Below are 12177 nucleotides of genomic sequence, written 5' to 3' on the forward strand. Positions count from 1 at the left end.
GACAGGGTGGCGCGTTGATGATCTCGGACTGCATGCCCACCACATGCGTGAGCCCCCGGGGAGGTCGCTTCACGCCGGGCACATTCTCCTCCGCGTGAAGGGGCCGCTCACCCGGGGCGCAGGGAGTAGGCGGTCACCTCCCGGGGCAGGTCGGCGACACGGGACAGGGCGCCGGTGCCGATGTTCCAGCCGAGCAGCCGGTCGCCGCTCTCGATGATCACCGTGTCGTGGCCGAGCCAGCCGCGTACGGGGCAGCCGCCCTTCCCGCACCTCGAGCCCGAGGGCAGGAGCAGCGTCCTGACCACCCGTCCCGTGGCGGCGTCGGCCACGACGACCACATCGGCGCCGTCCGCCCGGCCGTGGTGGGCGGGCGCGGACCTGGCCAGGAGGCCGTCGCGCTGCCAGCCGTGGTCTCCCAGGACGCCCACGGGCATGCCGCCCGCGCCGGTGATGTCCTGGACGTCCAGCTCCACCTCCCAGCCGCCCTCCTGGATGACCGTCCGGCCGCCCTCGTCGGGCGAGACGATCCTGAGGTCACGGTAGCCGGCGACACCCGTGAACCCCTTGTACGGCTGCCGCCGCACCTCCCCCGTGGCCAGGTCGAGCAGGTAGTTCGCCTCCTCCTGCTCGACGAGGAGCCGGTCCCCGCGCCAGAGCACCACCTCGTTGAACCCCGGCACCGGATAGCGCCGGGCCTGGCCGATCACGAGGTCGACCACCACCACCTCGTCCTTCTGCGGGAAGGCGGCCATCGTCCCGTCGGGGGCGAGCGCGTTGGGCTTCAGCGGCGTCCCGCCGTTGCCGGCCGCGTCCACCGAATCGCCCAGCTTCACCTCGAGGGGGACGCGTCCGCCGGACTTCATCAGGTAGATCCGCCCGTCGCCGTACTCGGCCAGCGCCAGGACGGGCCCGGGGACCGCGGTCACGACGGGGAGGCCGGCCCACCGCTCCGGCAGCGCGGTCGCCAGCTTGGGCAACCCCGCCTGCCCGCTGGGCGGCGGCGCCGTGTCCATGGCGGGGGCCGGCGGGATCGTGGGCGTGGGCGTGACGCTGGGCCGGACGGTGATGCCGCGCTCGACCGGCTCAGGGAACACGACGATGCCCACCGCGACGAGCGCGGTGACCGTCGCGGCCGCCCCGGCCGCCGTCCACCGGCGGCGGGCACGGCTCCGCGTCCCCCGCCGCCACAGCTCCCCCGCGCGCGACGATCCTTCGGGCAGGGTCTCGGCGAGATCGTCGAAGAGCTCCCGCAGCCTCTGGTCCGTCATATCAACACCTCTTCCAGCTCGGGAGCGACCTCGCGTAGCCGCTTCAGCGCGGCGTGCGTCTGGCTCTTCACCGTCCCGGGCGAGACCCGGAGGATCGCGGCGACCTCCCCGACGGGCAGGTCCTCGTAGAAGCGCAGCACCAGCACCGCCCGCTGCTTCACCGGCAACCTGGCCAGCGCGCGGGCGAAGACCACCTTCAGGTCCGACGCCCCCGAGGTGTCGTGGTCCGCCTGGTCGGGCGGCTCCCCGTAGGCGAACTCCCGCCGCCTCCGCCACCTGTACGCCACGTCCCGGTACAGGATGGTACGCACGTAACCGGCCGGATCGGTGTGCACCTTCGACCAGCGGCGCGCCAGCTTGATCAGGGCGTCCTGGAGCACGTCCTCGGCCAGATGCCGGTCACCGCTGATGAGGATGGCGGCACGCAGCAGCCGCGGGTGCCAGGCGGCGACGAAGGCCTCGAACGCCTCGGAATCCGTCATGTAGACAAGACGCCCGGGAGCGGGTGAACGGTTGGGGCCTCACGCAATCCGCTACCGAATCGGCTACGGCATGATGCGGGCATGACATTGTCGACGGTGTTCACGGAGATGCTCGGCGTGCGCCACCCGATCGCGCTGGCGCCGATGGGTGGGTCGGCCGGTGGCGCGCTGGCCGCGGCCGTCTCCCGGGGCGGCGGGTTCGGGATTCTGGGCGGCGCGTACGGGGACCCGGAGTGGCTGGCACGTGAGGTGCCGATCGTCGCGGGCACGGAAGGCCCGTGGGGCGTCGGATTCCTGACCTGGGGGATCGACCTCGCCGCGGTGGAGCTGGCGTTGGGCTACGGCCCCCGCGCCGTGATGCTCTCCTTCGGCGATCCGAGCCCGTACGCCGAGCGTGTCCGCGGGGCGGGGGCGCTGCTGATCCTCCAGGTCACCGATCTGGAGGAGGCCAGGCAGGCCGTGGACCTGGGCGCCGACGTGATCGTGGCCCAGGGGACCGAGAGCGGCGGGCACGGAGCGGCGCGCGGGCGGTCCACGTTGCCGTTCGTGCCCGCGGTGGTGGATCTCGTTGCTCCGGTGCCGGTGCTGGCGGCGGGCGGGATCGCCGACGGGCGCGGGGTGGCGGCGGCTCTCGTGCTGGGCGCCGCCGGAGCGCTCGTCGGCACCCGCTTCCAGGCCACCACCGAGGCCCTGGTCGATCCGTCGATCACCAGGGCGATCGTCGACGGGCGGGGCCAGGACACCGAGCGGAGCACCGTCCTGGACGTCGCACGAGGCTCCGCCTGGCCGTCGAAGTACCCCGCCCGCACCCTCGGGCACCCCTACCTCGACCGCTGGCGCGGCCGGGAGGCCGAGCTCGCCGCCGATCCCCAGGCCCTTCAGGACTACCGGGACGACGTGGCCCGCGGCGCGGTCCCCCCGTTGCCGGTGTGGGCGGGCGAGGCCGTCGACCTCATCACCGACCTGCCCTCGGCGGAGGACCTGGTCACCGCCATGGCCGCCCAGGCCGAGGACGCGCTGACCCGGGCGGGACGCCGCTGACCCCCTGCCAGAGAGCCTCGACGGGCGAATTGACCTTGTTGGTCAGCAAGTCCGAACCAGGTAAGTTGATCATCGCATTTCCGCCCAGACCGGGTGGTGCATGATCCGGGAGGCTCCACAGGTGTTAGCAAGACGAACAGCGCTCGCAGCCGTGACAGCGCTCATGATCGTCACGGGGGCGGGCGGGTTCGCCCCCTCCCCCGTCGCGGCGGCTCCGGCCGACCCGTGCGCGGGCATGGCGGCCGACGTGACCTGCGAGAACGATGTGTTCCCCGGCGCGCGGCTCGGCGAGCGTACCGGGCCGCGGGCCGAAGAGTCCCGGCTCACCAGGAACCAGGCGACCGCGGCGGCGCTCGCGGCGCCCGCCGGCATCCCCTGCGTGGGAGACGGGGTGAGCGGCAAGCGCGTCGAGGTGCTCTACGTCCGTGAGCCGGCCATGCCCGACCGCTACGACCTGCTCTCGCCCATGTTCCAGGCCTGGCTGGCCAACGCCGACGACGTCTACAACGACGCCGCCGCGAAGAACGGCAAGAGCCGGCACATCCGCTACGCCACCGAGGCGGTCAGCGGGGGCGGGTGCCGCATCGCCGTCCGCCGCGTCGAGGTGCCCGTGGGGTCCCTGGTCACGTTCGCGGACGGCATCACCGCCGTCAAGGCCCTCGGGTACGACAAGGCCGACCGCAGGTACCTGATGCTCACCGAGTCGACCGTCGTCTGCGGCGTGGGCCAGCGCTACGTCGACGACCGGCCCGGCGCCGAGAACTACAACAACACCAGGCTCGCCTACGCCCGGGTGGACGCGACGGCCAACTGCTTCGGCCCCAACGCCATCGCCCACGAGCTCGGCCACATGCTGGGCGCCGTACAGACGAGCGCGCCGCACACCGACAACAGCGGGCACTGCAGCGACCAGTTCAGCATGATGTGCTACGGCGGCACCCCGACCTTCAACTGCCTGGAGTGGAACGACCGCCGGCTGCCCGACTGCAACCGCGACGACTACTTCAGCCTGGCCCCCACCGCGGGCAGCTATCTCGCGACCCACTGGAACATCGCGAACAACGACTTCCTCGTCAAGGGCGACACCGTCGACGCCACCGCCCACCCGACGGTCGGTTCCACCTATGTGATCACCAACGTGTCCACCGGCGGAGCCCTTGAGCCGATCGACGGCTCCACCGCCAGGCTGACCAGGCTGAGCCAGCGCCCGCCCAGCGGCGCGCGGAGCCAGAAGTGGCTGATGAGCTACCGGACGGGCCTCCAGCTCACCAACGCCGCCGGCGGGCTGTGCGCCGACAGCGCCTACAGCGGCACCACCTCCGGCACCCAGGTCCTGCAGTACACCTGCAACGGCCAGGACGGCATGCGCTGGGCGTACCTCCCGCAGGCGGACGGCAGCTACGCGATCATCAACTGGCTGTCGGGGCTGGCGCTGACGGTCACGGGCGCCCACCCGGCGCCTCTGGAGCAGCGCCCCTACACCGGCACGGCCGACCAGCTCTGGAAGTTCACGCGGAGCACCGAGCCCGGTCCGCAGGCCGGCCAGACCTACCATCTGACGGGTGTGAAGAGCCGGGACAACGCCGAGGTGCTCGACGCCTCCACGACGGCGGGCGCGTCGGTCGTCCACAAGCCGCATTCGGGCGCCACGAGCCAGCGGTGGACCTTGCGCAGGGCCACCATCGCCGCCGACGCCTGGCACCTGATCAACGCCAACAGCGGCATGTGCCTGAACCTGAAGTCGGCGACCGACGCCGACGGCACCCAGATCGTCCAGTCGGCGTGCGGCGCCTTCACCGGCACCACGCTCACGTGGCGGCTGCGCCGGGCGGCCGACGGCACGTACGTCCTGGTCAACCAGCACAGCAACAAGGCGCTCAACATGACCACCGCCGCGCTGTCCGTCCTCGACCAGCAGACCCTCGCGGGCAACAACGACAACCACTTCTGGTCGCTCGCACCCGTGTAAGACCGGTCACCGCGAGCGGCGGGCACACGCGCCCGCCGCTCGCGGAAGGAGCGGGGACCCGCTCAGGGCCGGCGTCTTGCCGATCCGGCAAGTTTTCGTGCGTTCTCCTGCGGCCGGCGGGACAGTGGTGCCGACCCAGCAGCCCACACGAGAGCGAAACGATGACCGCCATGGACGAAGCCGCGCATTTCTGGGACGAGCACTACCGCACACACCCCGCCGCGCAGGTACGCGTGAACCCCTTGCTCGCCGAGATCGCCGGGCCGTACCCGCCGGGTGCCGCCCTTGATCTGGGGTGCGGCGGCGGAGGCGACGCGCTGTGGCTGGCCCGGCAGGGGTGGCGGGTCACCGCGGCGGACATCTCCGCCACGGCGGTGCACGCGCTACGGCGGCGGGCCGACGCCGACGGGCTGCCGATCGTCGCCGTGTGCGTGGACGTGTCCCTGAAGTTCCCCGAGGGGGCATTCGACCTGATCTCCGCGCAGTACTTCCACACGCCCTTCGACTTTCCGCGGGCGCGGGTGCTGCGCACCGCCGCGGAGGCCCTGCGCCCGGGTGGGCGGCTGGTGATCGTCGATCACGGATCCACCGCGCCGTGGTCCTGGAACCAGGATCCGGATCTGCGCTACCCCACACCGGAGGAGGTGGCCGCGGAACTCGATCTGGAGCCCCGCCAGTGGTCGATCGAGCGCGCGGACATGCCTCAGCGGCACGCCACCGGGCCGGGGGGCCGGACCGCGATCGTCACCGACAACGTGCTGGTGGTCCGCCGGAACCCCGGAGGCCGGGGATGAGCGGGACGCGCCGGCACGACACCGGCCCGCCGGCGACCGGGGCCGGCGAGAAGGAGGTGCTGTGGGGGTTCCTCGACTATCTGCGCGCCTCGGTGGCCGCCAAGGTCGAGGGCGTCCAGGAACCGCAGGTCCGCACCCCAGGTGTGGCCTCGGGGACGAACCTGCTCGGCCTGGTCACCCACCTGACCCACGTCGAGCGGTATTGGCTGCTCGGCCGGCCGGTCCGCGACTGGGAGGCCACGTTCCAGCCGGGTCCGCAAGAGACCGTCGAGGCGGTCCTGGCCGCCTACCGCGCCACCACCGCGCGGGCGGACGAGGAGATCGCCGCCTGCACCGACCTGAGCTTGCCCGGCCCGCGCCCGGTCTCCGGCGGCCGTGGCGCGCCCTCCTGGCGCTGGACGCTGGCGCACCTGATCGAGGAGACCGGCAGGCACGCCGGGCACGCCGACATCCTGCGCGAGCTCATCGACGGCGCCACCGGCCGCTGAGGGCGCGTCGTGGACGATGGGCTCAGGCATCGAGCAGTTTCTCGCTCAGCTCCCAGAGCCGCCGGGCGGAGCGCGGGTCGATGGAGTGCGAGGCGACCTCGGACGGGATGCTCTGCGCGGTGAGGGGCCTGGGCTCGTCGTCGAGGCGCGAGACGTCGTTGTCCTTCAGGTAGACACCGCCGATCTCGGCCAGCAGGGGGCTCGCCGCCGCGAACACGATCGTGGCGGCGCCCTGCTGCGGGGTCTTCTTCCCCCGTTCGGGGTCGATGATCGGCCGACCGGACGCGTCGATGAGTCCCATGGCCCGCAGGCTGTCCTGGCCCGCCGCGCCGTTCAGGTTCGTGCCGACGACCACACCCGGGTGTACGGCGTAACCGCGGATCCCGTCCTCGGCCCATCGGCGGTCCAGCTCGACGGCGAAGAGCACGTTGGCGGTCTTGGACTGCGCGTAGGCCGCGTGGGGGTCGTAGCCGTCGTCGAAGTGCGGATCGTCCCACCGGATGTCGGAGAAGCGCTGCGCTCCGGAGGTGACGTTGACCACGCGGGCGCCGTGGGCGGCGCGCAGCGCGGGCAGCAGGGCGAGGGTGAGCTGGAAGTGGCCCAGATGGTTGGTCGCGAACTGCGCCTCGTAGCCGCGAGCGTCCCGTTCGAGCTTCTCGGGCGCCGGCAGCCCGGCGCAGTTGATCAGGATGTGGAGCGGACGGCGGGAGGTGAGCCGGCGGCCGGCGAAGGCGTCGATCGATGCCGGGTCCATCAGGTCCAGCCGGTCGGCCTCGACGCCTTCGATCCCGGCCAGCGCCGTCCTGGCGCGGCCGGGGTCGCGTGAGCCCACGGTCACGGACGCGCCGGCCTTGACCAGCGCGCGCGTGGCCTCGCGACCGATACCGGAGTGGCCGCCCGTGACGATGACGTTCTTCCCGGCCAGCTCGATGCCGGCGAGGACCTCGTCCGCCGTCGAGGCGGCGGTGAATCCCGATCCGATGGGGTGCTGCTTGTGCGTCATGGGACCTGTCCTCTCATCATGATCGGCAAGGCTGTGCCCTGGAAGGCGGGTCAGCCCGCGACGAAAACGGAACGCCGCTCCGATTACTTTACGGAACACGGTTCCGTTTTGCAAGGGAAGGCGCACGGCGGCGGGCGGGGGTTTCGGGTTCGCGGACGAACGACAACGCGACCGCGCCCGCGAGGGGGCCGACGGCCAGGGTGGCGAAAGCGGCGGAGAAGGAGCCGGTGGCCTGGTAGACCGCCCCCACCACGACCGGCACGGTGACGCTGCCCAACTGCGCCAGCGCGTTCGTCCCGCCCGCCGCCGAGCCCGCCAGCGCCGCCCCCGACAGCCCGGGCACCATGGCGACCAGCAACGGCGAGTACAGGTAGGCGCCCAGCCCCGCGAACGCCGCCATCGCCAGGAACGCCGTCTCCGACTCCAAGCCGCCGAACATCAGCAGGCAGCCCGCGAAGGCCACCAGCACCGCGACCGCCGGTCGTTTGCGCCCACGCCCCGCCAGGTCCGTGGCCAGGCCGATGACCGGCTTGCCCGCCGCGCCCGCCGCCGCGAACACCACGACCACCGTCCCCGCCGCCACCGGGTCGATCCCCCGCCCCGTCACCATGAGGGCGTTGGACCAGGTCACGAACCCGTACGTGCCCCACACCCCGCCGAACCCGGCCAGGCCGAGCAGCAGCAGGTCGCGGTCGCGGACGAGGTCGCGCAGTGGCGGGGGCCGTACCGACGGGCCACGCCGGTCGCGCAGCAGCGCCAGGCACAGCAGGGCGAGCCCCATCGACACGACCCCGAACAGGTGGTACGAGGCCCGCCAGTCGTAACTCTGGATCAGCCGGGGCACGACCGCGTTGGCGATCATCGTGCCGAGGGAGGTGGCCATCGTGAACACGCCCATCGCCAGCCCGCGTTCCCGCTCGCCGAACCAGGAGGTGATGAGCTTGACGCCGGCCGCGAAGTCGGCGCCCGCGCACAGCCCGATCAGCGCCTGCACGGCGATCCCCGCCCCGGCCGACGGCACGAACCCGAACGCCACCATGAACCCGCCGGCCATGAACAGCGACCCCGACAGCACGACCCGGCCCCCGAGCCTGTCGCCGAGCAGGCCGCCGCCGATGTTGGACAGCACGTAGCCGACGTAGTACGCGGTCGCGAACGCCCCCAGCCCGGCCAGCGACACCCCCAGCGCCGCGCCCGCCTGCAGCGACGAGGGACCCCAGGCGGAACGGTCGACGGAGGTCATGGTGAGCGAGGCCCAGCAGAGCAGCAGCACACCCCACCGGCCCCGAAGCGCCGGTGACGTGATGTAGTCGTTCACGCGCGGTACGTTACCGCCCGTTCGCCGGCCGGCGCGTCATGACCTGCGGTGCCGTACCCGGCGGTCCTTCTCGATCAGGGTCGGGTTCCTCGCCGGGCGCCGCCGCTGAGCTCGGGAATGACCTTGTCGCCGAACAGCCGGATCGCGTCGAGCACCTCGTCCCGGGGCAGGCCGCCGATGTCGATCAGCACCAGGTGCGCGTCCAGGCCCAGCAGCGTCTGCTGGGCGTTGAGCCGATCGGCGACCTCATGGGGATCGCCGCAGATCGCCGCGCCCTCCATCAACAGGTCGACGTCGATCGCGTTGCCGTCACCGCGCCACGGGCTGGCGAACGAGGCGTACGCCTCCAGGTAGGGCCGCCACCGTTCCCGCGCGCCGTTCTCGGCGACGAACACGTGACTGGGCAGGGCGACCCGGCCGGGGTCGGCCCGCCGGTAGCCGGCCACGACGTCGACGTACACGCCGGGGTCGCGCAGGGTGCTGGGCAGCATGAGCGGCATTCCCAGCTCGGCGGCGAAGTCCGCGGACGCCGCCGAGCCGCTGCCGACCCACAGCGTCGGGTGCGGTCGCTGGATCGGGCGCGGCGCGGTGGTCACGTTCTCCAGCGGGCTGCGGAACGTGCCGCGCCAGGTGACGTTCTCCTCCTGCAGCAGCTTCAGCAGCAGCCGCAGGTATTCGTGCAACCGCGGCCGCAGGTCCGAGGGGGCGATGCCGAAGGCGACGTCGGTCTCCTTGGACACGCCGCGGGCCACGATGAGCTCGGCCCGTCCGTTGGACAGCACGTCGAGGGTGGCGAGCTCTTCCGCGACGCGGACGGGGTCGTGATGGGCCAGCAGGGTGACGCCGGTGGACAGGCGCAGGGTGGTGGTGCGGGCGGCGATCGTGGCGAGCAGGAGCTCCGGCGCGGAGATGATGTAGCGGGTGAAGTGGTGCTCGCCGATGGCCACGCCGGTGAACCCGGCCTCTTCGGCCACGACGGCCTGGTCGACCATGGCACGGATGCGATCTGGCTCGGAGGGCGCTTGTCCGGTACGTGGATCCGGCAGGTGATCCCCGAGGATCAGCAGGTAGACCTCCACAGGGCGGACTCTACCCAGGGGCGGGCGGCATCGGGCTCCCTGGCACCTGGACGTGATCACCGCCATCATGGGTGATCGTGACTTCAACCCTCCGACCTGATCCCTCGTCTTCGCCGAAGTGGCGGCGAGGGTGAGCCGACGGCGACCTCTGCCGCTCAGGCCGAGCCCGTGGGCCGCCACGCTCGTGGCGCGACGAGCGAAGCTCCACGGTGGCCGGTGAGATCCGATGGGGGGATTCGGGGGTGGAAACGAGCCTTCGGTGCGGTCGGTCGTCGCACCGTTCGCGTGACGTTTCCGCAGGTGAACTCATGACGTAGTGTCACTGGTGGACGCGGCGGGGGCGGAGGCAGACTGGGGCGCACCCCTGGCGCCCGGTCACGGAGAGCACCCCCGGTTCGGCCCATGTCCGAGCGAGTCGCCGGTCCGCGCGGGTGGCCGTGGACACGAGCCTGGAAGGGGCGCGCATGACGTCCGAGCAGACCGAGGAGACACAGGGCCGGCTGCGCAAACTCACCATTCACACCGTGTCCGGCGCGATCTCGGCCGTCGGGGCGCTGCTGGTGGCACGCGACACCCATTCCTGGCGGGACGCGCTCCTCATGAGCGTGGGCCTGTGCGCCGCCCTGGTCGTCGTCAATCGGTGGACCGTGGGCCGGTTCTCCCGCGTCGCGCTTCCCGGCCTGATCGTCACCGCGGCCGTCTGGCTCGTCGGAGTGCTGGCGGCGGACGTCACGGCGCCGGCCTACGGCTTCGCCGTCGTGGCCACCATCAGCATTCTCGAACTGCCGCGCCACCGGTGGACGGTGGGCGCGGGAATCGCCGCCTTCACCGTCGCCGTGCTCGCGGTGAAACTGGTGGTGGCGCGCGAGGACGCGGCCGACGTCCTGGTCCAGCACGTCTTCGTCGCCGCGTGCGTGGCCCTGGGCGGAGTCGTCTTCGCGCTCCTCGTGTACGCGGTCCACGACCTGATCGGGGAGTTGGAGAAGGCACGGGAACGCGAGGCGGAGGTGGCCGTCATGCGGGAGCGCGTACGTTTCGCCGGCGACCTGCACGACATCCAGGGCCATACGCTGCACGTGGTGAAGCTGAAGCTCGCGCTGGCCAAGAAGCTGCTGCACCGCGACCTCGAGCAGGCGGAGCAGGAGCTGGACGAGGTGCGCGCCCTGGTCGGCGACACCATCGCCCAGACCAAGGAGCTCGCCTACGACCAGCGGCGGCTCAACCTGTCCGCGGAGCTGGAGAACGCCAAGAACCTCTTCGAGGCCGCGGGCATCCGCGTGCGCGTCGACCGTGAGGCCGAGGTCGACGCCCGTGCGGGTGAGCTGCTCGGCCAGGTACTCCGGGAGACGACGACCAACATCCTGCGCCATGCCGAGGCCGAGCAGGTGTGGATCACCCTTTCGGACACGGGCATCGCCGTCGCCAATGACGGCGTGCGCGAGGCGGAGGCTCCCAGGCTCAGCGGGCTCGCCACCCTCCAGGACCGGCTGGCGGCCCAGGGCGGCGAGCTGACGGTGGAGCAGGAGGACGGGCTGTTCCGGACGGCCGCGACGCTCCCCCGCCGACGTCACGACGCCGCTGCGGCGACGCGGAGGGGCGGCCGATGACCAGCATGGCGCTCGGGCAGGGCCGTCCCGCAGGCGACCGGGTACGCGGTCGCCGAGGATCGCCGAGGATCGCCCCCGGCTATGGGGCGGGGGCCTCCGCGAGCGACAGGCTGTTGCCGTCCGGGTCGAGGACCTCCACGTGGCGTACGCCGTTGCCGTAGGTCTCGACGGGCTCGTGCTCGATGCCGTGCGCGGCCAGCCGGGCCAGGATGTCGTCGAGGTCGGTCACGCCGAGCGTGATCATGGTGCCGCCCACCCGCGCGGCCCGCACCTGCCGGTCGTCGATGACGACCCACGCGTTCTCAGCGACCTGCCACAGGTACTCCTCGCCGATGATCTCGTCCGCCGGCCGCCCGAAGAACACCTCGAACCACTTCTGCGATCTCGCCAGCTCACGGACGCACATCACGCTGTACAAGTCCACCGCGACCACTCCTCTCCTCGTTTCGAGGGTGAGACCACTCCCATCACCGAAACTCATCGGCGACCGGCAAGGCTGTCCCTGGCGACACGGCCGGGCGGGGCGCCGATCCACCGCGCCGATCAGGCCCGGACGGATCTCCAGGCCACCACGGTCGCTTCGGCGATGGCCTCGATGCGGCGCCCGTACGCCAGATGCCCGTCGGCCACGAAGCTGCCGTCCCTGACCGGCAACCCGCGGAACGTGGCGCGGAAGTGCCTGGGAGGCCCGCCTGACGGGAGCGGCTCGTACGCCGCCAACGGGCTTGTGTCGTAGCCCGCCCGTGCCCGGTGGTTGTTCCGCGCCACCTGGTGGGACGCCAGCCGGAGCAGCGCGTCGAGGCCCTTGTCCACGTAGAGCTGGAGCTGGCGGAACTGACCGTCGAGGTATTTCTCGTGGGCGGTGGAAGGATGCTGAAGGAGATACGCGCAGACCACGGGCGCGTGCCACCGGTACATGTGCGGGTCGGCCTGCTCCTCAGAGAGAACGGCGTGGTAGTAGTCCACGCATGCGCCCAGCGGTCCGGCGGCTGCGCCGCAGTCGCACTGACCGCCGGCGGGGCTCTCTGTCATGATCTGCAACCCTAGGCGGCCGAAAGCGGCCCTGTCGACGGGGTTTCCGGCCGACGACCTTGGGCGAGGCGGCGTCCTCCAAAGGACGACGGGGCT

The 12177-nt window shown here is 72.1% G+C and carries 12 protein-coding genes; 5 read left to right on the forward strand and 7 right to left on the reverse strand.

Going from position 1 to position 12177, the window contains the following annotated elements:
- Positions 1–107: 107 nt before the first annotated feature.
- Together AB0I15_RS33740 and AB0I15_RS33745 are read right to left on the reverse strand one after the other, a co-directional pair.
- The gene (locus AB0I15_RS33740) at positions 108–1268 is read right to left on the reverse strand and encodes a hypothetical protein (RefSeq protein ID WP_358104325.1); all 1161 of its coding nucleotides are present in this window, start codon (positions 1266–1268) and stop codon (positions 108–110) included.
- Positions 1265–1750: a SigE family RNA polymerase sigma factor gene (locus AB0I15_RS33745; protein WP_358104328.1), complete on the reverse strand. Its 486-nt coding sequence runs from the start codon at positions 1748–1750 to the stop codon at positions 1265–1267. Before AB0I15_RS33745 ends, AB0I15_RS33740 begins: the two co-directional genes overlap by 4 nt.
- An 81-nt stretch (positions 1751–1831) precedes the next feature.
- Here AB0I15_RS33745 and AB0I15_RS33750 point away from each other — a divergent pair, with 81 nt between their 5' ends.
- From AB0I15_RS33750 to AB0I15_RS33765, 4 genes are all read left to right on the forward strand, one after another.
- Positions 1832–2791, forward strand: coding sequence for a nitronate monooxygenase (locus AB0I15_RS33750; RefSeq protein WP_358104331.1), 960 nt, complete (start codon positions 1832–1834; stop codon positions 2789–2791).
- Positions 2792–2942: 151 nt separating this feature from the next.
- Positions 2943–4760: an RICIN domain-containing protein gene (locus AB0I15_RS33755; RefSeq protein WP_358104334.1), complete on the forward strand. Its 1818-nt coding sequence runs from the start codon at positions 2943–2945 to the stop codon at positions 4758–4760.
- 170 nt (positions 4761–4930) lie between these two features.
- Entirely contained in the window at positions 4931–5554 is a 624-nt protein-coding gene (locus tag AB0I15_RS33760) for a class I SAM-dependent methyltransferase (protein ID WP_358104337.1), read from the forward strand.
- Positions 5551–6042, forward strand: a complete 492-nt coding sequence (locus tag AB0I15_RS33765) for a DinB family protein (protein WP_358104340.1) — start codon at positions 5551–5553, stop codon at positions 6040–6042. The genes AB0I15_RS33760 and AB0I15_RS33765 overlap by 4 nt, the downstream gene beginning before the upstream one ends.
- Before the next feature lie 22 nt (positions 6043–6064).
- Here the strand turns inward: AB0I15_RS33765 and AB0I15_RS33770 are convergent, their stop codons facing one another.
- The 3 genes from AB0I15_RS33770 to AB0I15_RS33780 all read right to left on the reverse strand — a co-directional run bounded on the left by AB0I15_RS33770 (position 6065) and on the right by AB0I15_RS33780 (position 9442).
- Complete coding sequence (locus AB0I15_RS33770) at positions 6065–7045, reverse strand: SDR family NAD(P)-dependent oxidoreductase (RefSeq protein ID WP_358104343.1); 981 nt, start codon at positions 7043–7045, stop codon at positions 6065–6067.
- 88 nt (positions 7046–7133) lie between these two features.
- Entirely contained in the window at positions 7134–8363 is a 1230-nt protein-coding gene (locus AB0I15_RS33775; RefSeq protein WP_358104346.1) for an MFS transporter, read from the reverse strand.
- A gap of 74 nt (positions 8364–8437) precedes the next feature.
- On the reverse strand, positions 8438–9442 hold the full coding sequence (locus AB0I15_RS33780) for an LLM class flavin-dependent oxidoreductase (RefSeq protein ID WP_358104349.1): 1005 nt from the start codon (positions 9440–9442) through the stop codon (positions 8438–8440).
- Positions 9443–9906: 464 nt separating this feature from the next.
- On the opposite strand from AB0I15_RS33780, the gene AB0I15_RS33785 reads away from it, so the two are divergent.
- Positions 9907–11049, forward strand: coding sequence for a histidine kinase (locus AB0I15_RS33785; protein ID WP_358104352.1), 1143 nt, complete (start codon positions 9907–9909; stop codon positions 11047–11049).
- Between the two features lie 79 nt (positions 11050–11128).
- On the opposite strand, the gene AB0I15_RS33790 is transcribed toward AB0I15_RS33785, so the two are convergent.
- Both AB0I15_RS33790 and AB0I15_RS33795 read right to left on the reverse strand, forming a co-directional pair.
- Positions 11129–11473, reverse strand: a complete 345-nt coding sequence (locus AB0I15_RS33790) for a VOC family protein (protein ID WP_358104356.1) — start codon at positions 11471–11473, stop codon at positions 11129–11131.
- A gap of 119 nt (positions 11474–11592) precedes the next feature.
- Complete coding sequence (locus tag AB0I15_RS33795) at positions 11593–12081, reverse strand: DUF5946 family protein (RefSeq protein WP_358104359.1); 489 nt, start codon at positions 12079–12081, stop codon at positions 11593–11595.
- Positions 12082–12177: the final 96 nt, after the last annotated feature.

This window comes from Nonomuraea sp. NPDC050643 (assembly GCF_040654715.1).
Lineage (GTDB): Bacteria > Actinomycetota > Actinomycetes > Streptosporangiales > Streptosporangiaceae > Nonomuraea.

Excerpts from the sequence above, each read along its gene's own strand:
- AB0I15_RS33740 (WP_358104325.1), bottom strand. The coding sequence starts at position 1,268 with ATGACGGACCAGAGGCTGCGGGAGCTCTTCGACGATCTCGCCGAGACC.
- AB0I15_RS33745 (WP_358104328.1), bottom strand. The coding sequence starts at position 1,750 with ATGACGGATTCCGAGGCGTTCGAGGCCTTCGTCGCCGCCTGGCACCCG.
- AB0I15_RS33750 (WP_358104331.1), top strand. The coding sequence starts at position 1,832 with ATGACATTGTCGACGGTGTTCACGGAGATGCTCGGCGTGCGCCACCCG.
- AB0I15_RS33760 (WP_358104337.1), top strand. The coding sequence starts at position 4,931 with ATGGACGAAGCCGCGCATTTCTGGGACGAGCACTACCGCACACACCCC.
- AB0I15_RS33765 (WP_358104340.1), top strand. The coding sequence starts at position 5,551 with ATGAGCGGGACGCGCCGGCACGACACCGGCCCGCCGGCGACCGGGGCC.
- AB0I15_RS33770 (WP_358104343.1), bottom strand. The coding sequence starts at position 7,045 with ATGACGCACAAGCAGCACCCCATCGGATCGGGATTCACCGCCGCCTCG.
- AB0I15_RS33785 (WP_358104352.1), top strand. The coding sequence starts at position 9,907 with ATGACGTCCGAGCAGACCGAGGAGACACAGGGCCGGCTGCGCAAACTC.
- AB0I15_RS33795 (WP_358104359.1), bottom strand. The coding sequence starts at position 12,081 with ATGACAGAGAGCCCCGCCGGCGGTCAGTGCGACTGCGGCGCAGCCGCC.